The organism is Lysinibacillus sp. JNUCC 51, from assembly GCF_015999525.1.
GTDB classification, from domain to species: domain Bacteria; phylum Bacillota; class Bacilli; order Bacillales_A; family Planococcaceae; genus Lysinibacillus; species Lysinibacillus xylanilyticus.
Genome location: NZ_CP065545.1, coordinates 3,321,086 through 3,346,091, shown reverse-complemented (window position 1 = coordinate 3,346,091; position 25,006 = coordinate 3,321,086). Strand labels below are relative to the sequence as shown.

Genomic DNA, 25,006 nt, shown 5'->3' with positions numbered 1-25,006 from the left:
GTTCGCCAGCCACTTTGAATTGTAGTTGAACGACTATGCTTTGACTTCGGTCGAACGATACTCAATGAAACTATATGACATAAGGCAAAATTAAAAAACCTTGATATACAAGGGTTTGACGTTCATTGTAACTGAATGAAATCGTAGTATGGAGACGGCAGGAGTCGAAAACCGTCATCTATTCAAAATACTATAACAACAGTTTTTACAAGGGTTTAGCTAGGATTAAAATTATTTGACTACGTTTGATAAAAATTAAGTTACGTGGGCAATGTATTTTCTTTAATAAACCTTAAGTTCGAGCAACTCAATAGTTGTACTTTTTAGGAGAGGTTAAAATTGCGGTTCAAATACGAAGAGCTTAGTAAAGCTCCACTACTCATTAATTCTATTTATGAAGGTGGATCAAAAGGGAATCCCGCTGCTGATGATCCCCTAACCAAATTATTTAAGGTTGATGGATTTACGAAAAGTGTGGGAAATAGAGGTGGATTTAGAAAATCTACAAAAGAGTTAAATGGGAAAACTACTAAAGTAATAGCTTATGGAGTCATTTTTTCTACAGGAAAAATAAAAGAATGGCCTGATACTTACAACAAATCAACAGGTACTTTTATTTATTACGGCGATAATAAAGAACCGGGAAATCACTATTTAAATACCAAACAAAAAGGTAATGCATGGCTTAAGGATATCTTCGTAAAAGCTTATGGTCCTTCTGATGCTAGAAAAACTATCCCTCCTATGTTTGTTTTTGAATCTACCGGTGTTGGTTTAAATGTTGAATTTCTAGGTGTAGCTGTGCCTGGTGTAAAAGGAAAAACACGTGACCAAGCGTTAGAACTTAAAACATTTGGAGAATTGCCAAATCAGTTTCAGAACTACAAAGCTCATCTCACCATGATAAATATTGAGCCGGAAGGTGTAAGTAGAGAATGGTTAGCTCAATTAAAAAATATTAATGGAGATAATCAAAAGTATGCTCCAAAGGAATGGATTAATTTCCTTGAGAATGGGCCTATGAACCTTAATCCATTGAACTCAAAATATAAAGAATCAATTGATAATACATATAATGTAACACTCCCAAGTGAAAAACAATACCTCCGTAAAGTAAGAGCCACTCAGGGGAAATTTCGGGAAAGTTTATTAAAAGATTCATCAGTTTGTAAAGTTTGTGGTATGAATATACCTGAATTATTGGTTGCTAGTCACATTAAGCCATGGAAAGACTCAAATGATGATGAGAGAATTGATTTTTATAATGGCCTTTTACTCTGCCCAGCTCATAACGCTGCTTTTGATAGTGGATATATTTCATTTGATAGTGAAGGTTTTATTATCCTTTCCGGTTTATTAGACAAGAAAAATATTGAGTTACTAGGGCTAAAAGAAAATATTAAAATTCAACTTAAACTCCGAAACCTAGAATATATGGCCTGGCATATTCACAATGTATTTAAGCATAAATAAAAGTTCAAAGTGGCATAACCTCTTTGAACTTTTTAGTTTTAGCGAATAATTAAGTGGCACTTCATTTTTTAAGATAGAAAGCCTACTTTCATGACATACTTTTACCGTACAAATATCGGAATACAGAGCCGATTAGAAAAGCAACAGCCACTGAACAGCATCGAGATGAATTATTTGAGAAGTATGCGAAATATTTTGAAGACCACGATTACTTTGGTGGGTATGTGCGTAATCTTAGTCGTTATTCACAACAAGAAGTTAACGACCTATTCAACAATACATTGGTTGAGTCGTACAGGGGTAAACCAACCGAAAACTTATCAAACTATGTACCTCGGTTTCATAGAGGAGGTATTTCATTCGTACTCTTGTTTTTTGTAAATTCAGTTCCTATTGCATGGGTGTGTGAATTATTTTTGGGAATGGTATTTCCTTTATTCAATGCTCAATGTGCAGCAATTTGTCAACATTAACCTCCTAGAGATTGTTTAACTCAACTAAGTGCAGTTCGACTACTATTCATTCGAGTTACCATGCCACTAGGGTTCCTCATCATTTTTAGATTTAAGTACGCGTCAAATATATGCGATTATTGGTATGTTGATTGTTTTACCTGGATTATTTCACCTCCTTGCTTCATTTTCCCAACCCAATAAAGATTTACTTGCAAATAAAAAAAAGGCTGTTTTCTTATAAATTGTTGCTGTTAATACATAAATACCAAGTTGATTCTACACAGTTTGTAGATTAACTTGGTATTGCGTAAATCCTTCTTAAATTAGAGCCCCCCGTTAGCCATCCATGTAGCGCAAAACCAACGCTACACCACAGAAGATGAAAATGTACTCAGAACGTGTATTGTATACTACGGCTGGGAGAGGAAGGTCGATAAACTATGATGCCTTGAGCCCTTCCGTTAGTCTGACTCCAACGACCACGGTGTATCACTGACTGTCGCTCCCTCACGGGAAGCACTCATGGGAGATTCATCCTACTCAGGTTGCTGCACCAGCCTCTTTGATAAACAAAAAGAACAATCCATTATTCGATATTCTGTTCGAAGACTTGAAAGTTTGGGTTACAATGTGACCATCACTAAACTTGGTGCTTCCTAATACAATCTAAAATCAGATTGCTATTTAGGCGCTACCATTTTTTTGAATATAAAGGTCGCGTTTATTTTAGTATGGACTTTTTTAGTGCCAGAGATTTTATTTTCATGAGAGTACAATATGAAGAAAGTGTAGCTTTATAATAAAGATTGTTCAAATTAATAGCTTACAAGATCTTGTATCAATTTACTTCTTGTTATAATAATCCCTCGTTTCTTATTTCGCAAACTAACATGCAATATTTTCCACATAAATGTTATTATATTAGATATTGATATAAAATATTTCGTTATAAAAATTTAAATGTGTTTAGGAGCAGATTATATGTCAAATTCATTAATTTCTTCAGCATTAAGAAATACTAAATCTTTCAAAAAAACCTTGACTAATATTATAAACACGAGGGATTTTCCTGAAAAATGCTTAGAATTTATTTCTTGGACAATTGATAATGCGTATTCAAAAAAAACCTTACCTCTAATAAATATTTTAATATCTTATCTTGAACAAACTAAGCATGAAGAACTAAAAGTATTGGTGAACTGCGGAAAATTTAGTTGTTATGTTTTTGAAAAAGAATACTTAAAACTTTCTGCCGAATTATCGGTAATATTAAATACTTCTATTAAAAACAACTGTATAGAAGCAGGTCAGGAAATCTGTGAACTTATTTTGTATTTTATGGAGTATTCTACTTCTCTCCCATCTGAAACGAAAATATTATTTTTACGAGAGATCGTCTATTTTTCCTACCGAATAAATGATTATCAAAATGCAGTGAACATCTCTTTGAAAATAGCAAGCATCTTTGCATCACATAGTGCATTTCAATCTGCTTATCGTATTCTTTCAGAAGCTGAAGAAGCAGCTGAAGAAATAGGGGATCTAAAACTAATGGCAAAAATACATGCTGAAGGAGGACTAGTAAGTTATTTAGAAAAAGATTTTGAGAATGCTGCTAAATATTTTCAGTCTTCCGTGTCTTTGTATAATAGGGATAATTCGGAAATACCTTTAAAACTTCTAAATAATCTTGCTACTTCTTTAATGCGGATTGGGCAAAGAGAAGATGCAATACAAATTTATAATGAACTAATTGAAAAGGATATAGATTATAAATTACAACAAACAATTTATTTAAATCTAATTGTTTGCTATAGAGAATTAGAAGATTTAGAGAAGGTTAGATATATATATGAGAAAATTGATTATACATACTTTGAAAATGAAAATCCTGATGTTGCAATTGAATTTCACCTTATATCTGCCAATACATATTATCTCTTAAAGGAATATACTAGAAGTTTAAAGTATCTTGAATCTGCAATAAAAAAAATTGAAGAAGATTTAGAGAACATATTTAGATTGCATTATAGACGAGGTTATAGAGAAAACTATATTAAAAGAATTGAAAAAACCTTTTTAAACCTGTTAGAAAAAGAATCCTTTCTAGAAGAAGAAATCGGCTCTATATTATTAGTATTTACATTTTTAAAAATGAATGCTTCTTCAGATTGGATGAGTCTATTTAATTGGATTAGTAATATTAATTCCTTAGAATATATTTCTCAGACAGATAAACAAAACTTAACACAAGCATATGAGAGTTTAAAAAATCAAGGCATACCTTTTTTATATTATTATCATGAAAAATATGATGATCCATTTGAAGAATACAGCTCGTTTCCAGTAACGTCTAAATTCTGGAATGATTTCAACATAATTATTAAATCTATTATTGAAAAGCATTCTTTAAACTCACCTTTTCAAGATGCCAATGCATTAAAAATCTCTGAAAAATTATTAGCCAAAATTAAAAACAATAATTATTCATTTTTATTTTCTAATATCTCAAATGGACAAATATTAATTACTTATTTGAATTCTTCTGGCGTAAAAAATATTCAATTACCTATAGAACCTTATATAGAATTTAGAAGAAGTATTTTACAATATCAACAGAAATACCATTCTCTTAATCAATTTAAAGGGTATTTGAATGATTTAGTAGAAGCTTATAAATTTACATTTGAAGAAATAATAAATTTATTCGAAACAAATTCTACCATAATAAATGCAGAAAACAAAAACTTAAAATTACTTCCTATTAATGCTTTGTTAATGAATTCTTCAACGTATAGGCATTTATTGAAGTCTAGTGATTTTAAATTATATAGTTCGCCAATAATTTATGAGTATAAAGTTTTCAAAAAAGAGATAAAAAAATACATAGGTATATATGAACCATTTAAAGAACTCCCTCTACTAGAACCTGAAGTAAAATTATCTGGGAACTCTATATTTGATAGCATAACTATGTTAGACATTCGGGAGGGGGTTGATTTTACAAAAGTTAAGGATGCTGACTTTATTCATTTTGCATCTCATGGGTTCCCTATATCAAGTTATACTGATCCAATATTTTCAAAAATGTCAGGGCCTCTATCTGAGAATTCTTTATCATTTGCTAAAATTCAAAATGAATTCCATAACTATGACTACCAATTAATCTTATTAAGCATGTGTGATTCTTCTGATAGTTTAGATAGGGCATTTAAAAAAACTTACCTAACTAACGAATTAATTAGTTTTCCATTGTTATTCTTATTAAATCAAAAGAGTGTTGTAATTTCGTTTAATTGGCCAATTATTGATATCGTTCCATATGTCTTTTCATATTTATTTTTCAAAATATATAAAATTGAAAAGAACCTATATAAGACTTTCAATCAAGCTCTACTAGGTTTATATGAATTAACTGCAGAAGAACTTATAAATATTTTAGAGAATATTGATGATGAAAATATTCGAAACAAGAAAGTAAATTTATTCAACAGTATGGAAAAGTCTTTCCGTCCATTTAATCATTCCTATATTTTTGGAGCAATTACGTTAAATAGCCTAATTACAAATCCTTAAATCTAAGTTTCCTTTAACTGAAAATTTCTTTCGAAAAGCTACTTTATGTAAATATTTGAAGCAGCTTTTCGAAATACTTTTTGCTTATTATATTATTTTTAAGTAAATCCGAAAATGCATTATTAATTGGCTCTGCTTCCTTCTCCTGCTGTTTCATGTACTTCTGAACACTACGTTTATCCACTTTGTCTTTTTCTTTCATTGTGGGCAACGAGCATTAGTTACACGCCGACATTTTTACGATGACCACACTTACGATCTTGGTACACAAACATTTTCCTATTATCACCATTTACTTCAAGCATCGGCTTACGGCAATCTGGACAAGTTTTCGTTGAGATATTGTCGTGCTTAAGTTTCTTATCGCTATTAATATTCTAGATTTAAGAAAGGAAGAGTATATGAAACCAATTAATTTATATTCACTCTTAAGTGTTAAAAATACTTTTGAAAAAGAAATATACATAAAGGCTAAGGAAACGTTTGGGATATCGCTTAAAGAAAGTGAAGTGGATGACTTAAATGAATTAGCTAAACTTTTTTATGAAAAACAATTTTATAATTTAGATAACTTTTTTGTAGATTTTAAAATTCCACAAATTAATTGTGAGTTTGATTTATTAAGAATTAGTAAAGAAAGTATAGTTAATATTGAATTAAAACGTACCTTAAAAGAAGAGAAAGCTAAAAAGCAATTATTTGAACATAAGTTTTATTTGAATTTCTTAGGGCTACCAACATACTGTTTTACATTTGTAGCAGATGAAAAACAACTCTATACACTAGATGATGAAAATAATTTTGAGAAAGTTTCGCTAGATGTATTAATTGGAAAACTAAATGAACAAGACATTTTTGACAAAATAAATTTGTTAGAGTTATTTACTCCTAAGAACTTTTTAGTGTCCCCCTTTAACTCACATAAAAAATTTTTAGATAAAAAGTATATTTTAACAGAGCGACAAAGTGGTATTAAACAGGCTATTATAGATAACTGTAGTGAAAGTATTGAATATAGTTTTGTAGGAATTACAGGAGGTCCCGGTACTGGGAAAACTTTGTTAACGTATGATTTAGCTAATACATTTATTAATGATGGAAAAAGAGTATTAATTATACACTGTGGTGAGTTGAATATAGGACAAAGAAAATTAAATACTACGACTGGATGGGAAATAAAAAGTATTTCAGAATTTCACTCTTTTATTAATAAAATTGGTGAATATGAAGTGATAATCTTTGATGAATGTCAAAGAAATAAACGTAACCAGTTTGATTTATTAGTTAAAGAGATTATTAAAAATAACAGAATCTGTATTTTTTCCTTTGATGAAAAACAATGTTTTTCGAATGCAGAGTTTAAAAGAAGAATACCTTATGTAATAAAGGAAGAGTTAGGTGCGGAAATTTTCACTTTAACTAATAACATAAGAATCAATGAAGAATTGTCCAGTTTTATTAATAACCTTTTTGACAAAAGTAAATATAATCAAAATATGATTTACCCTAATGTAGAAATAATTTATTTTAATAATCTAGAATTAGCAAAAAGTCATACAAGGTTTTTAATAGATCAAAATTGGGAGGTATTTAATTATACTGGATCTTTTTATGATAAATTAACTTATGATAAATATCAGTTTGATTTTAATGAAAATGCCCATCAAATAATTGGACAAGAATTCGATAATATTGTGGGTGTTATAGATCAAACCTTTTTTTATAACCAGCATGGATTGTTAGAATCGAGACCAGTACCTAAATCACCTGGATATAATTTAGATAAAATGTTGTATCAGATACTTACTCGTGCAAGATTAAAAATTAAACTAATTGTAATTGGAAATACTGATTTATATAAATATTGTCTAAAAATATTAAATAAAAAATAAAGAAATAAAGAAATACTATAATTCACATCACAGACTGACAGGTTGCTTTTATTTACCTTAAATAACATTCTAAAAAGAGTGCAGGTAATTGAGTTAGAAGTTATTAAAGGCTATAAATTTAGCACCAAATAAAAGAAGAAGGAACGAATTCTCATTCGCGCCTTCTTCTTTTTATCCCTATTACTTACTTTCCAATCCCATTAGTTTTTATCTGATTCCTATTTGTAATTTTGTTGCCTCAGTCAATTTGGGGTAAAGAATGGATAATATTTGATCTAATTCCAGATTATTCTCAGATTGGTATCCAATCGCAACAGCCATCCCATCAGCGTCTGTACTAATTGTCTTATTGAAAGATAGTTTATATTTAATTTCACCTTCGTTTAAGTCATATGAATGAATGTGAAGGGAGTCTTCTGATTTAGCTTTTGTAAATGGAGAAAAATTAAACTCCTTTTCCATATAAGACAATAAAGGTTCTTGAACGACTAATACTAAATGTTTATTGAGGGTTTCAAAAGTTTCAATCTTATGGTGCATTTGCATCAAAATTGTTTTTGCTGTCATTTTCCAATTCATTCCAAAATTCTTTTTGGGAATTGCAATATCATCCTCTAACAAACCAAGTTCTTTATAAGTTTTATGCCTCTCGCTCCAAATCGTTCCTGTCGTATCCATAGTCTGTAATTCAATACCCACGAAATCAACAATCTTTTCTCTCTTTACTGAAACAAGAAAGAAATCAACATTTCCAGAAGGAATTTGTACTTCTGGTACTAAATACAACTCATTGCCAATTTCATGCGCAGGCATTAAATGAATGCAATCTTGAAATATTTGGTTATTTTCTAATAAACGATTCGGACAAATCATCACATTTTTTCCCCCATATTCAACGGTGCAGGTTCCAATAGAGATGTTTGGCTCACTCTTTCGAATCTTGTAGCATTTTTTTCCAGAGTACGGACATTTTTGTTGTGATACAACTTCAGCCCAATTGATTGAGCTATCTTTCGTGGAATATCCAAATAATTCTTTTACTTTACTCATACTAATAAATTAACCCTTTCTCTCGAAGTTTCGATATACTCCGCAGATAAATCAATACCGATTGATTTTCTCCCATTTTGAAATGCAACTAAGCTAGTCGTTCCAGTACCTGAGAAGGGGTCTAACACGACTCCATTCATCGGACACGTCGCTAGAATCGGGATTCTTACTAAATCTTCTGGGTAAGGCGCAGAATGGGAATCCTTTCTTTGTGTATCTTCTGGGAGGATATCCCAAACATCATTAGGCTTGCTTCCTTTCGGATTGTATTTTAAGAAGTAAAAACCTTTTTCTTCCAATTCTTTTGCCCGTCCAGAAAGTTTCGTGCTTCCTGAATGTGTTGTCCGTTGTTGCTTATTTATTACCATTCTAAAATCTGAAACTTTACCCTCGTTCAAGTCGTTAATCATTGACTCAAGTGCTAGAAGAGCATTTTTTTTCTGTTGCTCCGTTAATGTGGTTGAAAGCTCAATTTGTCGTTTATATTTCACGCCAGTCACACCAGTAGCAGAAACCACTGCTCCCTTAACAACTTTAGTTTGCTTAGGGTTAGTCCTAATGGAATCAACATCGTAGTAATACTTTTTTTCCTTCACAAAATGGAAGAGGGGTTCATGGCTGCTTCCTAGTCGATCCTTAGAATTATCCATCCCTCCCTTGATTTTATTCCAGATGATTTCGTTTCTCAGTATCCATCCCTGCTCGTCCATCATTTTTATCGCAATCCTCCAAGGGATTCCTTGAAGGTTTTTGTTTTTATATGAATCCCCAATATTCAACCAAAACGAGCCCTCGTTTTTTAGAACTCGCTTTATCTCCTTGGTAAACAACAAAATAGTATCGATGAACTCTTGTGGGCTTTCTTCTAATCCGATACCACCGTTTTCATATTCACGTTTTTGCCAATATGGAGGACTGGTAATAACGCAGTCTATCAAATTTTCCGGTAGTGCTTTCAAAACTTTCAAGGAATCGTCTTGAATAAATAGAGGTTCAACATCTTCACCCAAAAGATAGTCTTGCACTCGATCTAATTCACAAGTATTATCTTCCATTTTTCTACCCCATTTCTAATACAATCTATTATATAATAGATCACCGATAGATTAAAGGAACATTCATGTGTCGGAATTCTTTCATTATTTCTTCAAAATATGCCAAATCCCCCCACCGACAATCATTCAGTGAGAGGATTTTTGGAGACAGTTTTGGAGACAATCCAAATGATTTTATGTCTCTGAACGTCGTTTGAGTTTTAGCTAAATGGCGTAAAATCACCGATTTCAGTGTTATAAAGTGTCACTACTTTATTCCCACTCAATCGTTACTGGTGTCTTAGAAGTAATATCATACAGTACGCGGTTAACGCCTGTTACTTCGTTGACGATACGTACAGAGATTTTTTCTAATACGTCGTAAGGGATACGTGGGCAATCACCGATAAAATACTACATTTTTTTATTGTAAAGTAGTTGTTATGATTTGGGAATTGGGAATTTAATCAACTTATACTTACTATTTTTATTATTTTATAAGCTCTAGCTTTCTTATGAGGAGTAAATGAAATTTTCATCATTTCTCCATCTTCGAAGAACTCGACTTTAGATTTTATAAGAGGCAAATTCTCAAGCATTAACATATCAAAATTTTCTTCGACCTACATTCAATATTAACTCCAAATAGTTCACCTGAAATAGTTTGTGTAGATTCAATAGAAAACATACTTTCTTCATTATCTTCAATAATTTCGACCATATTTAATATCGACTGCTTATCACTAACAGAGGCAGTTAAATCCGTAACATGAAAATCAACTTCTTTAGATTCCCATGCAATCGTTAGCAGATGTAATAGTTGTTCTTGTTCCTCTTCCTCTATCTTTTCTGGTAGCATAAATTTAACACTATATTTATCTTCCATTGATTTTAACATTTTAAGTGTTTTAATTTGTGTATCGTACTCACTTATTTTAGAACTTCCGACTTTGGTTTGCTTACCAGTCCCTTCACATATTAATCTATTCCGCTCAATGTCCCATATTTGAACTACATCAGAAATTTCAGCTAAACTTAAAAATTCTAAGAAAAACAGCTCCCCTTCTACTGTTGAACAATATTCATCTCTTAAAACAATATTGTAGTTCATACCAATTATCTCAAGCATTTCATTATCCATCGAAATATTTTTCATAGGGATTTTAAGCTCAATATTTAAATATGCAATTTGTTGATTCATATTACTTATCGTTAAAATTTCATTCACAGCATCATAATCAGTAAGTTGCATCTCCAAATAATCAATAATAACTTTAAATTTATTATCCCGTTTCATACTCATTTTAGCTTTAATTATAGGTCTGTCACTATTAGGCATGACACTTGTATTTAAACCCTCTCCCAATGAATCTAAAATTGACAAGGGATTGTCTATAATAACACCGCCTATAAGTTCTTCTAATGAATCAATACGTACCTTAATAGGAATATTTCTAAGGGATTGCTGGAAAAAATATTTGTCGATGCCTATTTCTGGTCTAAATCCTTCATCAGATATAGTCATTTTCCCTCTATAAGTTATGGGATTTTCCTGAGCAACTACCTCGTTAGCGGGTTTAGATGTTAAAAATATTTTATCTCCTAACTTTCTAACATCATAATAGTATTTGGGAGCTAAAGGATGACTATTTTCTAAAGCTTTAGTAACATCTTTTAATACATCAACTGCTAAATTATACTGTCCTTCTGATACTAATTGATTCATTAGTAATCTAGGGTCCATAAAATGTTGATGAATTTCATTGGCATTATTTTGCATAGCATGTCCATTAAAACGATTTTCAGTATTACTTTTAAAAAACTTTAATTCTTTAATACTTGCTTTAATTTTATCTAACAAATTTAATCATCCTTCTCTTTTATAGATTGATTGATAGTAATTTGTTCAGCATTATTTTGTTGAGATGAATCATTAAAATGGTTGTTATTAGTAGTGTTATTATTTGAATTTGTATTAAAGGAATTATTAATTTTATTTCTTTGTTTATTTTTATTTATGATTTTATAACCTGTCGTACCTAAAATTAAAGTAGCAACTATACCTGCAAGAACTGATGCCGCAAAAGAACCTATGCCCATATTCTCAACCCCTTTTTACTAAATATTACCTATAATTATACTATATTCACATCCAAAAATTCCTTTTTCACCAAAATATATTATCGCATCGATTAAATACTATTCAGTTAACTGTGTGAAACAGCCTACCCATATACATTTCATAACTTCACTCCCACAAATTTGTGGAAATACTCCCCCATCCTTTATCCAAATTAAATATACATTACTGTCTAGCAGCTTCTAATATCGCTCCGCAATACTCAACTCGACTGTTAAAACTGTTTAAAGATGTATTCATAGCTTTCAATCGTGCGCGGTCTATTCCCCGCTATACGCATTTGTTTAAAAACCGTCTCAAGTGCAATGCTAATGTGCGTACCGTCTCTCTCTTCACCTTTACTACTCGATAACAATACTACTTCACTATTTACCGCGAATATGCCGTGTTTTCGCTTTCTATTTGCCATAGAAAAAACCTCCTAATATGTTTTATCAGAAGGTCTTTAAACAAGCTCCAATATGCTAATTTTCCGTAGGGATAAGAAAAGGGATATTGCCCAAGAGTTCAACTCCCGTTCAATATCCCTAGTCTAAAAAACGTTGATATGACTGTATTTACGGCCACTTTAAGTATGGAGACGGCGGGAGTCGAACCCGCGTCCAGAAACTCCAATACTTCAGCTTCTACGCGTGTAGTTTGCCTATTTACGATTCACGTAACATTATGCCGACAAACAGGCGTCCTGTACGCTAATCTGGAAATCTCTTGCCGGTGACTCAGATGGCACCACCGACCGTATCCCACTAAAGTTGGGCCCTACGTTCTCTACATGGGCGATAGAGAGGCAGAGCGCTTAAGAGCTTACGCTGCGAAAGCTAAGTTTTGTTGTTTGCCAGTTATTATATAACTTCCGTTGATGACGGAGCCGAGACCTCCGACGCGCGACCAAAGCTTGAACCATCCCTGTCGAATCCGTAACGTCCCCTTGAATATGAATCGAAGCACGTAGCCTCGTTCAAGTAAAGGAGCTAGAATTTAATCTAGTACGGTGGGAGCTAAAAGTACGCTTCCATGTAATCTGGCATTCAGTAAATTTATTATAAAACAAATCTTGCTATAGTTCAAGTGTCCTGCCATAGTAGAAAAAATTGGCTAGCTCACAATGATTTTCTTATTTCATAATCTATCCGTCCAAATACAAAAGCTCACCATCCAAAAATAGTGAGCTTTCTAACAATCTATTAATCTTGATTTTTTGCTTTGAAGGCGCGTTCCATGTCGCGTTTTGCTTCTTTTTTGCGCATATCGTTACGTTTGTCGTAATCTTTTTTACCTTTACCGACGCCGATTAACAGCTTGGCGTAGCCGTCTTTAATGTACATTTTTAATGGGACGATTGTGTAGCCGTCACGTTTTACGGCACCGACTAGCTCGCCGATTTGCTTTTTATGAAGCAGTAGCTTGCGGGCGCGTAGTGGGTCGTGGTTAAAGCGGTTGCCTTGTTCGAATGAGCTGACATGCATGTTGTTGATCCATGCTTCACCGCTTCGGATTTGTACATAGGATTCTTTTAGTTGAACCCTTCCTGCACGGATGGATTTAATTTCTGTGCCTGTTAGCACCATGCCCGCTTCGATTGTTTCTTCAATGAAGTAGTCGTGCCCGGCTTTTTTGTTTTGTGCTAATACTTTACCAGTACCTTTTGCCATATTATTCACCCTCTTCATCAATTATGCCTCGGCATAATTGCGTCTGGATTCGCCTTTGTGCCTGCACAAAGAACTCCTTTCCGAATCCGTGACATCCGCCGGAGGCTTTAGGCCAACATGATGTTGGTCACTCAGTCGTTGCCACAGGACGTGGCGTTCTTAGACTGAGTTCCTATATTTCAGCTTCTGTTTGGACACCCGCTGAAAAGTAACTTAAATCCGGCATTCATCACACCACCTATAGAGGTAGGAGACTTCTGCTGAAAGAAGTTAAAGGTTGAGCAGGCTCTACCTGCTTTTATTGATAAAGTGAAAGCACCTGCTTCAAATTGCTTTAAAGCGCTAATGGTGCCTTCACCTATATTTTTACTTTATTTACGTTTTGGTTTTTTCTTTTTGTTTTTCTTGGCTACGCCCTCGTAGAACTTTTGCTTTTGCTTCACGCCTTTTTTAGGGCCTGGGCTTGAGCCATCTTTGCGGCGTCCTCGTGGATCACGGTCGTTTTCACGTCGTTCTCCTTGTCCGCTTCGTCCTTCTTCATTGCGACCTCCGCGACTGCCACGTCTGCCTCGCTCTTCTTCGTTGCGACCACCGCGACTGCTACGTCCGCCTCGTTCTTCTTCGTTGCGACCACCGCGACTGCCACGTCCACCTCGCTCTTCCTCGTTGCGACCACCTCTGCGACCATTACGACCACCTTTGTTGTCGCTATAGTTTTTGCGTGCGTGAATAACAGTAGGTGCTGCTTTTCGAGTTCGTCCATAAGACGTTACCATTCCTACGATTTCAAAGTCAATCGATGACTCCTCAATAATAACATTTGCTACACGAACTGTAACTTCATCACCAATACGGAATTGACGATTTGTACGTTCACCAATCATCATCATTTGACGATCGTCAAAGCGGTAGTAGTCATCTGTCATATTGCTAATATGGACAAGTCCTTCAATCGTGTTTGGCAGCTCCACGAAAATCCCGAAGTTAGTAATAGACGAAACGATACCTTCAAACTCTTCACCAATTTTATCGGACATATATTGTGCTTTTTTCAGTGCGTCTGTATCACGCTCTGCATCGACAGCACGGCGTTCACGCTCTGATGTATGGTCAGCAATTTCATCCATAGCCATACTCCACTGCGCAACTGTTTCTTTTGATGTATCTTTATTAATTAAGTACGTACGAATTAAACGATGGACGATTAAGTCTGGATAACGTCGAATTGGTGACGTAAAGTGTGTATAGAAATCAGTTGATAAACCAAAGTGACCTAAGCTTTCAGGGTAATATTTTGCCTGTTGCATTGAGCGTAGAAGCATTGTTGAAATAACAGGCTCCTCCGGCATTCCTTCTATGGCCTTTAATACATCCTGTAGCGCTTTAGGGTGCACTGTGTTTCCTGTACCTTTAATTAAAATACCGAAATTCGTGACAAATTCAAAGAAGCGTTGTAGCTTTTCTGGCTTTGGATCTTCGTGAATACGGTAAAGGAACGGTACATTCATCCAGTGGAAATGCTCTGCTACTGTCTCGTTGGCAGCTAGCATGAAATCTTCAATTAACTTTTCAGCTACTGTACGTTCACGTAATTCAATATCTACTGGCCATCCATCTTCGTCCACGATTACTTTAGATTCTTTAAAGTCAAAGTCAATTGCACCACGCATTTCACGTTTAGTACGTAAGATGTTAGATAGCTCAGCCATATGTTTAAACATTGGTACTAGTGGCTCATAGCGGGCAATTAGCTCTGCGTCCTGCTCCTCTAAAATTTTGTAAACGTCTCTATATGTCATACGCTCAGTTGTTTTAATGACACTTTGGAAAATTTCATGTGAAATCACATTACCATTTGCATCAATAATCATTTCACAAGACAGTACTAGACGGTCAACCTGTGGATTTAATGAACAAATACCATTTGATAATCGATGCGGAATCATTGGAATAACGCGGTCTGTTAAATATACACTCGTCGCACGATCATAAGCTTCAATATCTATTACAGAGCCTTGTGTTACATAATAACTAACATCTGCAATATGTACGCCAAGTTTATAAGTACCGTCTACATTTTTCGTTACGGTTACAGCATCATCCAAGTCCTTCGCGTCTGCTCCATCGATTGTCACAATCGTTTCGTGGCGTAAATCACGGCGGCCCTCTAAATCTGCCTCTGTAATTTCATCTGGCACACGTTGCGCAGCAGCAACTACTTCTTCTGGGAATTCAGGTGGAATATCGTGCTTATATAAAATAGATAAAATGTCCACACCTGGATCATTTTTGTGCCCTAAAATTTTAGTAATATAGCCTGTTGCTGATTTTAAATCTTCTGGCCAAGTAGCAATCTCAACGACAACCTTGTGCCCATCGACTGCACCTAATGTATCTCCCTTAGCAATGAAAATGTCCATCGGTAGTTTTTTATCATCTAAAACAACAAAGCCAAAGCCTCGATTTGCTTGGAACGTTCCAACAAAACTCGTTTGTCCACGCTCTACTACCTTTGTCACCGTACCTTCACGACGATCACCGAACGATTCCTTTAAAACACGTATTAAAACTATATCGCCGTTAATTGCACCATTTATTTCATGCGGTGGAATGAAAACATCATCCATTCCCTCAATATCAGGTGTCACAAAGCCAAAGCCTTTCGCGTGCCCGATAAATTTACCTCGAAGTAAATTCATGCGCTCTGGTAGGCCATAACGATTGGAGCGAGAACGCACAACTAAGCCTTGCCCCTCCATACGTACTAACGTTTTCACTAATTCTTTAAATTCGTCAGCATCTTTAAAACCAAATACTTCCTCGATTTCGCCAACGGTTAATGGTTTATATTCTTCTGCACTGAAAAAATCGAGTAAACGACTTTGTAGTGTATCTTTCTGGTCTTTCATAATTTCCCTCCTTCATGAGAAAATACTAATTATATTTTTATTGTGCCCAATTTAAGCTTTCTAAAAAGCGATAAATATCTTCATGTAACTGATCTTTTTCTTGGTCTAACGTAATAACATGTTTTGAGTTTTCATACCACTTGATATGTTTTTCAAGTGACTCAGTTTGATTATATATAATGTTGGCAGATTCTGTCTCAATTACCTCATCATTTGTCGCCTGTACGACAAAAATTGGTGCATAAATCATGTCAATTTCTTGACGAGTCCGAGCAATAAATTCTCGCAACTCTTGTAGAGATGGCATGCCCTTTTCAGCAATTAAAGCAACTTCAGCTTCAATTTGCTCCTCGTCTTTACCTTGGAACTTTTTATAGTCCCTTGCATATTTTAGTACACCTTGAAACATAACATCTGTTGTACGCATCGTCATTGGGGAACACATTGTCACAATACCTTTAACTGGGTTATTAAGCGCAACGTTTAAAGCCATCACACCACCCAATGACAAGCCAGCAACAGCAATCTCCTCATAGCCCGCATCCTGCAGCTGTTTATACGCGGCTACGACATCCTGCCACCAATCAGCAGGACCTGTTGTAATAAGTTCCTCAGGTTCCACACCGTGACCTTTATAATGAGGTGCTAATGTAGTATACCCTTTTTTCTCTAAAAATCTACCAAGCATCCGCACATCCGCCGAGCTTCCCGTAAACCCATGTAATAACAAAACTGCTCTAGGTCCTGCCTGAAAGAAAAAAGGCTGTGATAACGATTTTTTCATTGCGAGCTCTCCTTCATCCACATACATACTATTACCATTATATCCATCATGAAGCTTCCTCAAAAGCTTTGGCGATTGTTACTTATTTTATGAGGTTTTATTGGTTAATTTGATGGGTCTTTTTAGTATTTTGATGGTCTTTCTGGCATTTTGAGGATTCTATCCGTCATATTGGCTCTTCTATCTACGACTTTGAGATTTCTATCCACGACTTCGAGGATTCTATCCATCATTTTGGCTCTTCTATCCACGATTTCGAGGATTCTATCCATCTTTTTGGCTCTTCTATCCGCGATTTCGGGGTTTCTACCATCATATCGGCTCTTCTATCCGCGACTTCGGGGGTTCTATCCACGATTTTGATGGTTCTATCCACGATTTTGAGAATTCTATCCATCAATTTGTGATTCGCGGGTATTTGCTTCGCTTCCGCGAGTATTCGCCTTGCTTTCGCGAGTATTTCCCTTCCACGCGCGAGTATTCGCCATGCTTTCGCGAGTATTTCCTTCCCCGCGCGAGTATTCGCCTCGCTTCCGCGAGTATTTCCCTGCCACGCGCGAGTATTCGCCCCGCTTCCGCGAGTATTTCCCTGCCATGCGCGAGTATTCGCCCCGCTTCCGCGAGTATTTCCCTGCCCCGCGCGAGTATTCGCCATGCTTCCGCGAGTATTTCCCTACCCCGCGCAAGTATTCGCTTCGCTTCCGCGAGTATTTCCCTTCCACGCGCGAGTATTCGGCTCGCCTCCGCGAGTATATCCCTGCCACGCGCGGGTATTCACTTTACTGAACTAACTATGTATTGGCATCCAAATAATTAGTACCATAAAAGAAAACGCCCAACCAGTAAAGGTTAGGCGACATATCTTCAACTATTAGATTTTTGTAATAGCGAGTGCTAAAATAAAGAATAATATTGCTAACACAATTGTTACACGGTGAAGGATTAAATCCATTCCGCGTGCTTTTTGCTTTCCAAATAGTTGTTCAGCTCCACCCGAGATGGCACCTGACAAGCCTGCACTTTTACTAGATTGAAGTAATACTACAACGATCAACGCTATTGATACGATAACTAATGAAACTAATACTACTGTATGCATTCACTGCACCTCCCGAACTTCGAACATCACAACATATCATATTATAACAAAAAAAGGTTCCCTTGACAAACTGAGATTAATAAACGCCCTCATTTTCCCTCTATCAGTTAGTTTTTCTATTAAATTAGCATACCACACACCTACCATATTATCCTATAATAGTTAAAAATGTATTTATCACTAAAATTTCAAAACATATGGCATTCATATAAATTGATAGAGTCGGTGCCGGGTAACTCCTTGGGGATTAGTGGCACATCGGACGCCACCTGGAAAAGCGCGGAAATCCCCCCACGTTTTAGTGATAAATTTAAATTGTAATTATAATGGGAGGAAATATGAAAAAGAGTATATTGCTGATTTTTTTACTTATTATTTTAAGCATGCTTAGCGCTTGTTCAGCCGCTATCAAGATCGTCGAAGTTTTAGTAGAAGAGGAGCCTGAATCACAAGAGGCACCTAAATCAGATGAAGAAATTTCTATAAATCTTAAGGAACCTACTAGTAAAGCTCAATCAGTTGAGTTTGCTGCTGAGGATCTTTTTTCAACGACATTATTTAAGGAAGATCCTGCTTTACTTCAATTTTCAAAAAAAGTTGAGAAACATATATCAACATTTGATCCAAACTTTACAGTAACGTATAGAGGCAATTTAGATTGGGATACATTTGAAAAACAACTAAATGATATTTATAACATAATTAATTTCGTAAATCCTTACACAGCAGGATACGTCAAAGATTTAGGCTGGGAAGCATGGGAAGTAAATGATGGTTTCGAGGTAGAATTTGATTTTACATATTTAACTGACTCCAAGAAGGAAAAGAAAATTGATGCTTTTGTGGAGGAATTCGCAAATAAGTTTATTACAAATGACATGGATGATTTTCATCGTGCTAAAGCCGTTAATGACTTTGTAGTACAACTAGCCACTTATTCAGGTGAAGATGCGTCAGAGGGACAATCCGTTTATGAATTAATCAGTAAAGAAACTGGTGTTTGCCAAGCTTATGCACTATTAGCCTATCGTTTATTTTTGGCGGCCGGTATTGATGCTAAATATGTATATGGCTATAGCGATAATCAGCTTCATGCATGGAATTTAGTAAATGTTAATGGTGATTGGTATCATGTTGACACGACTTGGAATGATGTTAATCCTGATGAACCATATGCTATTTCCTACGCATATTTTTTAGTGAATGACGAGAAACTAAGTGAAGATCATATATGGGCAAATGAAAACTATTTTGCTGCTACAAGTAATGCCTACGATTTTATGCATGATATGTGGTACGAAGATACTGTTGGCAACGTTATTTATTATAATAGCATGACCGATAACAAGGTATACGCCTATGATTTAGCAACAAAACAAAACAGACAAGTTACGGAAACATCTTGCTATTACTTGGCGGCTGTTGACGATGCGATTTATTGCAGTGATTATGATAATGCCGGCTTTTTAACAAAGATATTTATAAACGATGGCTCAGAAGAAGTGTTATTAGAGGAAGAGGTTCTAAACTTGTTCATTAATGATAAAGGGGCTTTATTATACGAAACCATTGACGGTGAAAAACATTCACAAAATTTATAGCCCATGCTTCAATCAATAAATAGTAAATCAGATTTTATTTTCACATTCAGTCTTTAGTTTTCGTGAAGACTAGGTGACTTCTTTGGTATTAGGTTAAAGATGAGCCTAAAGGAAAGCGCCTAGTCGGAACGGAAATCAACCACACGCTTTTGCAATATCCCCTATTAATCCATCGTAGCTTTACACCTTCCTTTACACTTACTTGTGAATTGACCCTGAGGAGGAAAGTCATGAAATACTCAAAAAAATGGAGTTCATTGTTGTTAGCAAGTGCTATTGCTTTATCGTCGATTAGTATCGCTCAGCCGCAAGTACAAGCATCCCAAGTGAAGAAGCCAACAAATGTTATTATGCTCGTGATGGATGGTAGTAGTAATAATGCCGTTACACTTTCTCGTTGGTACAAAGGTCAAAGCTTAGCGATGGATGAAATTTTATCGGGGGGCGTGCGTACATACTCTGCCGATTCAGCCATTACTGACTCTGCTCCTGCGGCTACTGCGTTAGCAACTGGACATAAATCAAATAATAAATTTGTCGGTGTCCTACCATCCGTTATTAATTCACCAGGGCTAAAGCAAATTGCGAAAGAAGATGCTTATAGACCTGTAGCTAATGTTTTAGAAGGGGCTAAACAACAGGGCAAGGCAACTGGATTGATTTCCACTTCGGAAATTCAGCATGCTACACCAGCTGGCTTTTCTGCGCATGTGAATCATAGAAGCCAATATGATGACATCGCTGAGCAGCAAGTTTATCAAAACATTGATGTCGTATTAGGTGGCGGTTTAGAATCATTGGTACCCGGTACAACCAAAAATGCTCGTAAAGATGGCGAGAATTTAGTGGATGTTCTTAAGGAAGAAAATTACGACATCGTTAAAACACGTAATGAGCTCTTTAAAAGTAAAGCTTCAAAAATTTGGGGAAGCTTTGCTCCAGGTGCCCTTGCCTACGATATAGATCGTGCCAAAACTAGAGCATCCGAGCCAACTCTTGCTGAGATGACTAGTAAAGCTATAGATACGCTCAAAAAGGATGAAGATGGTTTCTTCTTATTTGTAGAAGGCAGTAAAGTGGACTGGGCGGCTCATGCCAATGACACTATTGGCATGATTAGCGAGATTTTATCGTTTGATGCTGCAGTCAAGGAAGCGGTTGATTTTGCAAAAAAAGATGGCAATACTATGGTCATTGCTGTTACAGACCACGGTAATAGTGGTATATCAATGGGGAATGCCAACACGACGAGAGCTTATCCCAACACACCTGTATCTGCCTATATCGATCCTCTGAAGAAAGCTAAAATGACAATTGAAGGTGCACTAAGCCAATTAAATGAAGATAATTCAAATATTGTAGAAGTCGCTGCACTTTATGGATTAGATAATCTATCTGTGGACGAGCTTGCAACATTACAATTAGCTAAAGACCCCGGAGAAGAAATGGTTAAAATGCTTGCCAACCGTGCTAACATTGGCTTTACAACCGGCGGGCACACTGGTGATGATGTATTTTTATACTCATTCGGACCATCTAAAATTACAGGCCTTGTGGAAAACACGGATTTAGCACATGCGATGGCAAAGTTCATGGGCTTCGATTTAAATAAGCTTACAAATGATTTATATATACCAGCAACAAAAGCATTCACTGAAAAAGGCTACACATCTAAAATTGACTTAACCGATAAAGAAAACCCTAAATTTATTGCACAAAAAAAGGATGTAACCATTACACTCCCTGTTAATAAGAACATTTTAATATACGAACAAAATAAGACAGCAAAAACACATACCTTTGACACAATCAATGTCTACAACAGTACTGAGTTTTATGTTTCTAAAAAAGTTTTAAATGTAATCAAATAAGGGATTTTTTGTCCACAAGCTTTTGCTGTATTTTAAGGTGGTTAAAATGGGATATAAATAAGGGTGCTATCTTAAGTTGAGATGGTTAACTTGATGGTGGCACTTTTCTTTTTGCTCAAATTTGTTTTTGCAACAGTCCTCAAAAAATACCACTTCCATCATCTGCTTAACATTTTTGCAGCTTCTATTTTGGTGATCCCCTTCTGCATCTCGCCATATTTATACCAATATTTTTCGTTCAATTTACTTTGATTTTACTTTCATTAGTTATGCTTAATGTAACGAGAAAATCGATTGCTTCGAATGTCCTATTACAAAATTTAAGGATTTCTTAAGTACCATTGAAGCGGAAAAACAGCGATAATAAAGGTGATTATAATTTTAGTAAAATACAATTGGGGTGAAATATAGATTCATTTTTTCCCTTCATTTTAGTCACGTTTTCCAAAACCTTAATTTTACCTTAAATTTATCTTATGATTTTATGAATATCTAGAAATTTAGCAACATTTTTATCTACAATCCGTCAAAACAGTGTTAAAAATATTAGGGTGTAAAATTAATTTTTAGAAAAAACTTGAAAAAATATCTATTTATTTATATATTTACAAGGTTATAATCTTTTTTCATTTTTAATTGGAGGTGGACATATGCAATCCATTAAAAATAATGAGGTTTTACGTTTTATTGGTTTTACGTTATTTTACTTCATCATTTTAGTGCTCTTGTTTCTTATCCATGGCTTCCATGATATGAACGCGGGACCATTTATATATACGGAATTTTAAGAAAAGGAGATATAAACTATGTTAAGTATTTTAGAGGCTATTCAAAAAGTGGCACAACAGCATCCACATAAAACTGCATATCAAACTAATAGTGATTCCTTAACGTATGATGAGCTTTGGCATCTTTCTGATTGTGTAGCGCAATATTTAATGGCACTTGATTTAAAAAGACAACAACCTATCGTCGTCTACGGGCATATGTCCCCTTTACAAATCGTTGCCTTTTTAGGTGCTGTAAAGGCAGGTCATCCGTATGTACCGGTTGACTCTTCTACACCGTCTGAAAGGTTACAAATTATAATAGAAGCTTCTCAGGCTTGTTTGCTACTTAAAACTGAAACATTAAACTCAAATCAAGCAATTCCTGTAGTGGAAGTAAGTGATTTAGTAGCTCAAGCAACAAGCATTCCGACAGAGCCTTCAACTTGGGTTAAGGATCAAGAAATTCATTATATTATTTACACATCTGGTTCTACTGGTAAGCCAAAAGGTGTTCAAATTACAGCTGATAATTTAGCACATTTTGTTACTTGGATGCATGAACATTTCCCTTTACAGGAGTCTGGTGTATTTCTAAATCAAGCACCTTATTCCTTTGATTTATCTGTGATGGATTTATATCCTGCACTCGTTAGTGGGCAAACACTTTTCGCTATTACGCAAGAGCAAATTGCTAATCCAAAAGCTTTATTTGAGTCATTAGCTTCATCTGATATTCGTGTTTGGACTTCTACACCTTCCTTCGCGAAGATGTGTTTAATGAACAAAGAATGGGATCAAGCGTTAATGCCTTCGTTAAATACGTTTTTATTCTGCGGAGAGGTTTTACCAGTATCCGTATCTAAAGAATTAATGCAGCGTTTCCCACAAGCTTCTATTTTTAATTTATACGGTCCTACAGAAACAACCGTTGCCGTATCTTATGTAGAAGTTACAAAGGAGCTTTTGGAGCAATTTGACCAATTACCAATCGCACCTATATCTGAGCCTAATCTATCTTTGCAAGAAGATGGTGAGATTATTATTTCTGGGCCGACTGTAAGTGCAGGTTATCTTGGTGCGCCTGATTTAACACTTAAAGCATTCCCTACAATAGGGGATCAACGTATTTATAAAACTGGCGACGTTGGTTATGAAAAAGATGGCTATTTGTTCTTCTCAGGACGAAAAGATTTCCAGGTTAAACTACACGGTTATCGTTTAGAAATCGAGGAAATTGAAAAGCAAATTGGCAATCTCCCACCTGTTGCTAGCTGTGTTATTATACCTGTTTCAAAAGATGATGAGATTGTTTCACTAAGTGCATTTGTTGTTCTTCGCGAGCCATTGACAGACTCTGCCTTCAAAATGACGAAGCAGCTTAAAACGTTGTTAGCAGAGTATTTACCATCTTATATGATTCCAAAAACGTTCAAATACATTGACACTTTACCTTTAAATACTAATGGTAAAGTTGATCGTAAAGGATTGGCGGTTATGGAAACAGTATGACGCCTTATGGAAATATAGTTTTTTTCATCATCATTGGTATTCTGTTAATGCCAACCGTTATTTTAGGTCTACGTGGGAAATCAGCTAAACGCTATAATATCTTTATTTCGATTGTCGTATTAGCTCTTATTTTTGGTAACTCCCTTAATGGCTCAATTTCTTTAATACTATTTACAGTATTTCAGATATTATTAATTGTCGTTTATCAAAAATATCGATTACAGAAGAATAGCACGTCCGTATTCGTAATTGCTGTACTGCTGTCCATTTTGCCACTTGTACTTGTGAAGGTTCTGCCAATGCTTGGCCTTCATCATTTATTTGGATTCTTAGGGGTATCCTATATTACATTTAAATCGGTACAAATGATTTTAGAAACACGCGATGGCTTAATTAAGGATAAAATTTCAGCAGTTGAGCTTGCTTATTTCTTACTGTTCTTCCCAACAGTATCTTCGGGACCTATTGATCGTTGGAGACGCTTTTATAAAGATTTGCACACAGTGCCGTCTGGTCAAGACTATCAAAAACTGCTGTTAAGTGGGATAAATTGTATATTTGTAGGCTTTTTATATAAATTTATTTTGGCTTATTTAATATACAATTACACGCTTATCTATTTACCAAGTCAAACTTATAACTATTTGACACCTTTTCAAGGGCAAATAGCGTATATGTATATGTATAGTTTTTATTTATTTTTCGATTTTGCAGGTTATAGTGCTTTTGCTGTTGGTGTCAGTCGCATTATGGGTGTCCAAACGCCAGTTAACTTTAACCGTCCATTCTCGAGTCGCAATATTAAAGACTTTTGGAACCGTTGGCATATGAGTCTTTCATTCTGGTTCAGGGATTATGTTTATATGCGCTTCGTGCTTTGGATGACAAAGAAAAAATGGATTAAAAACAAATATACAGTTTCTTATCTTGGCTTCTTTTTACTGTTCTTTTTAATGGGTATTTGGCACGGATTAGAATTACACTTTGTTGTCTATGGTCTCTACCATGCCTTATTAATTATTTGCTTTGATAAATTTGAACGTTGGAATAAAAAGCGTAAGATTTGGCCAAAAAATAAATGGACTCACGCAATTGGCGTATTTATCACATTTAACGCTATTTGCTTTGGTTTCTATATTTTTTCAGGAACATTATTTTAATAAATGGCTCTTTAATAACGCAGCCTAAACA

General features: G+C 35.1%; 18 protein-coding genes, 1 other RNA gene and 2 pseudogenes. 8 read left to right on the top strand and 13 right to left on the bottom strand.

Going from position 1 to position 25,006, the window contains the following annotated elements; translation table 11 throughout:
* Positions 1–339 precede the first annotated feature (339 nt).
* Positions 340–1,473: an HNH endonuclease gene (locus JNUCC51_RS16090; RefSeq protein WP_337988863.1), complete on the top strand. Its 1,134-nt coding sequence runs from the start codon at positions 340–342 to the stop codon at positions 1,471–1,473.
* A gap of 1,436 nt (positions 1,474–2,909) precedes the next feature.
* The gene (locus JNUCC51_RS16085; protein WP_337988862.1) at positions 2,910–5,504 is read left to right on the top strand and encodes a tetratricopeptide repeat protein; all 2,595 of its coding nucleotides are present in this window, start codon (positions 2,910–2,912) and stop codon (positions 5,502–5,504) included.
* A 43-nt stretch (positions 5,505–5,547) separates the two neighbouring features.
* On the opposite strand, the pseudogene JNUCC51_RS16080 reads toward JNUCC51_RS16085, so the two are convergent.
* Positions 5,548–5,875, bottom strand: a pseudogene (locus JNUCC51_RS16080) (hypothetical protein); the annotation flags it as partial.
* A 30-nt stretch (positions 5,876–5,905) separates the two neighbouring features.
* Here JNUCC51_RS16080 and JNUCC51_RS16075 point away from each other — a divergent pair.
* Positions 5,906–7,396 (top strand): DNA/RNA helicase domain-containing protein, encoded by a 1,491-nt coding sequence (locus JNUCC51_RS16075; RefSeq protein ID WP_337988861.1) that lies wholly within the window; start codon positions 5,906–5,908, stop codon positions 7,394–7,396.
* A 207-nt stretch (positions 7,397–7,603) separates the two neighbouring features.
* Here the strand turns inward: JNUCC51_RS16075 and JNUCC51_RS16070 are convergent, their stop codons facing one another.
* The 12 genes and pseudogenes from JNUCC51_RS16070 to secG form a co-directional block, all read right to left on the bottom strand.
* Positions 7,604–8,446, bottom strand: a complete 843-nt coding sequence (locus tag JNUCC51_RS16070; RefSeq protein WP_337988860.1) for a NotI family restriction endonuclease — start codon at positions 8,444–8,446, stop codon at positions 7,604–7,606.
* Positions 8,443–9,501, bottom strand: coding sequence for a DNA-methyltransferase (locus JNUCC51_RS16065; RefSeq protein ID WP_337988859.1), 1,059 nt, complete (start codon positions 9,499–9,501; stop codon positions 8,443–8,445). The genes JNUCC51_RS16070 and JNUCC51_RS16065 overlap by 4 nt, the downstream gene beginning before the upstream one ends.
* 252 nt (positions 9,502–9,753) lie before the next feature.
* Positions 9,754–9,882: pseudogene (locus JNUCC51_RS16060) on the bottom strand (GMP synthase (glutamine-hydrolyzing)); the annotation flags it as partial.
* A gap of 196 nt (positions 9,883–10,078) precedes the next feature.
* Entirely contained in the window at positions 10,079–11,341 is a 1,263-nt protein-coding gene (locus JNUCC51_RS16055; protein ID WP_337988858.1) for a hypothetical protein, read from the bottom strand.
* 2 nt (positions 11,342–11,343) lie between these two features.
* The gene (locus tag JNUCC51_RS16050; protein WP_337988857.1) at positions 11,344–11,580 is read right to left on the bottom strand and encodes a hypothetical protein; all 237 of its coding nucleotides are present in this window, start codon (positions 11,578–11,580) and stop codon (positions 11,344–11,346) included.
* Positions 11,581–11,834: 254 nt separating this feature from the next.
* Complete coding sequence (locus JNUCC51_RS16045) at positions 11,835–12,029, bottom strand: hypothetical protein (protein WP_337988856.1); 195 nt, start codon at positions 12,027–12,029, stop codon at positions 11,835–11,837.
* A gap of 163 nt (positions 12,030–12,192) precedes the next feature.
* Positions 12,193–12,548, bottom strand: a transfer-messenger RNA (tmRNA) gene (gene ssrA / locus JNUCC51_RS16040).
* 256 nt (positions 12,549–12,804) lie between these two features.
* The gene (gene smpB, locus JNUCC51_RS16035) at positions 12,805–13,272 is read right to left on the bottom strand and encodes an SsrA-binding protein SmpB (RefSeq protein ID WP_049669013.1); all 468 of its coding nucleotides are present in this window, start codon (positions 13,270–13,272) and stop codon (positions 12,805–12,807) included.
* Between the two features lie 371 nt (positions 13,273–13,643).
* On the bottom strand, positions 13,644–16,181 hold the full coding sequence (gene rnr / locus JNUCC51_RS16030) for a ribonuclease R (protein ID WP_337988855.1): 2,538 nt from the start codon (positions 16,179–16,181) through the stop codon (positions 13,644–13,646).
* A gap of 37 nt (positions 16,182–16,218) precedes the next feature.
* Positions 16,219–16,965 (bottom strand): alpha/beta hydrolase, encoded by a 747-nt coding sequence (locus tag JNUCC51_RS16025; RefSeq protein ID WP_337988854.1) that lies wholly within the window; start codon positions 16,963–16,965, stop codon positions 16,219–16,221.
* Positions 16,966–17,354: 389 nt separating this feature from the next.
* Positions 17,355–17,729, bottom strand: coding sequence for a hypothetical protein (locus JNUCC51_RS16020; protein ID WP_337988853.1), 375 nt, complete (start codon positions 17,727–17,729; stop codon positions 17,355–17,357).
* Between the two features lie 107 nt (positions 17,730–17,836).
* Complete coding sequence (secG, locus tag JNUCC51_RS16015) at positions 17,837–18,064, bottom strand: preprotein translocase subunit SecG (protein ID WP_053593102.1); 228 nt, start codon at positions 18,062–18,064, stop codon at positions 17,837–17,839.
* A gap of 338 nt (positions 18,065–18,402) precedes the next feature.
* Between secG and JNUCC51_RS16010 the strand changes: the two genes are divergently transcribed.
* From JNUCC51_RS16010 to dltB, 5 genes are all read left to right on the top strand, one after another.
* Positions 18,403–19,665 (top strand): transglutaminase domain-containing protein, encoded by a 1,263-nt coding sequence (locus tag JNUCC51_RS16010; protein WP_337988852.1) that lies wholly within the window; start codon positions 18,403–18,405, stop codon positions 19,663–19,665.
* A gap of 230 nt (positions 19,666–19,895) precedes the next feature.
* A complete protein-coding gene (locus JNUCC51_RS16005; protein WP_337988851.1) occupies positions 19,896–21,536 on the top strand; it encodes an alkaline phosphatase in 1,641 nt (546 codons plus the stop codon).
* A gap of 650 nt (positions 21,537–22,186) precedes the next feature.
* Complete coding sequence (locus tag JNUCC51_RS16000; RefSeq protein WP_049669007.1) at positions 22,187–22,324, top strand: teichoic acid D-Ala incorporation-associated protein DltX; 138 nt, start codon at positions 22,187–22,189, stop codon at positions 22,322–22,324.
* An 18-nt stretch (positions 22,325–22,342) separates the two neighbouring features.
* Positions 22,343–23,815, top strand: coding sequence for a D-alanine--poly(phosphoribitol) ligase subunit DltA (dltA, locus tag JNUCC51_RS15995; protein ID WP_337988850.1), 1,473 nt, complete (start codon positions 22,343–22,345; stop codon positions 23,813–23,815).
* Positions 23,812–24,975, top strand: a complete 1,164-nt coding sequence (gene dltB, locus JNUCC51_RS15990; RefSeq protein ID WP_337988849.1) for a D-alanyl-lipoteichoic acid biosynthesis protein DltB — start codon at positions 23,812–23,814, stop codon at positions 24,973–24,975. Before dltA ends, dltB begins: the two co-directional genes overlap by 4 nt.
* Positions 24,976–25,006 lie beyond the last annotated feature (31 nt).

Bases quoted from the DNA above. Each gene is read 5' to 3' on its own strand.
- JNUCC51_RS16085 (WP_337988862.1), top strand. From the start codon at position 2,910: ATGTCAAATTCATTAATTTCTTCAGCATTAAGAAATACTAAATCTTTC.
- JNUCC51_RS16075 (WP_337988861.1), top strand. From the start codon at position 5,906: ATGAAACCAATTAATTTATATTCACTCTTAAGTGTTAAAAATACTTTT.
- JNUCC51_RS16070 (WP_337988860.1), bottom strand. From the start codon at position 8,446: ATGAGTAAAGTAAAAGAATTATTTGGATATTCCACGAAAGATAGCTCA.
- JNUCC51_RS16065 (WP_337988859.1), bottom strand. From the start codon at position 9,501: ATGGAAGATAATACTTGTGAATTAGATCGAGTGCAAGACTATCTTTTG.
- JNUCC51_RS16050 (WP_337988857.1), bottom strand. From the start codon at position 11,580: ATGGGCATAGGTTCTTTTGCGGCATCAGTTCTTGCAGGTATAGTTGCT.
- JNUCC51_RS16045 (WP_337988856.1), bottom strand. From the start codon at position 12,029: ATGGCAAATAGAAAGCGAAAACACGGCATATTCGCGGTAAATAGTGAA.
- smpB (WP_049669013.1), bottom strand. From the start codon at position 13,272: ATGGCAAAAGGTACTGGTAAAGTATTAGCACAAAACAAAAAAGCCGGG.
- rnr (WP_337988855.1), bottom strand. From the start codon at position 16,181: ATGAAAGACCAGAAAGATACACTACAAAGTCGTTTACTCGATTTTTTC.
- JNUCC51_RS16025 (WP_337988854.1), bottom strand. From the start codon at position 16,965: ATGAAAAAATCGTTATCACAGCCTTTTTTCTTTCAGGCAGGACCTAGA.
- secG (WP_053593102.1), bottom strand. From the start codon at position 18,064: ATGCATACAGTAGTATTAGTTTCATTAGTTATCGTATCAATAGCGTTG.
- JNUCC51_RS16010 (WP_337988852.1), top strand. From the start codon at position 18,403: ATGAAAAAGAGTATATTGCTGATTTTTTTACTTATTATTTTAAGCATG.
- JNUCC51_RS16005 (WP_337988851.1), top strand. From the start codon at position 19,896: ATGAAATACTCAAAAAAATGGAGTTCATTGTTGTTAGCAAGTGCTATT.
- JNUCC51_RS16000 (WP_049669007.1), top strand. From the start codon at position 22,187: ATGCAATCCATTAAAAATAATGAGGTTTTACGTTTTATTGGTTTTACG.
- dltA (WP_337988850.1), top strand. From the start codon at position 22,343: ATGTTAAGTATTTTAGAGGCTATTCAAAAAGTGGCACAACAGCATCCA.
- dltB (WP_337988849.1), top strand. From the start codon at position 23,812: ATGACGCCTTATGGAAATATAGTTTTTTTCATCATCATTGGTATTCTG.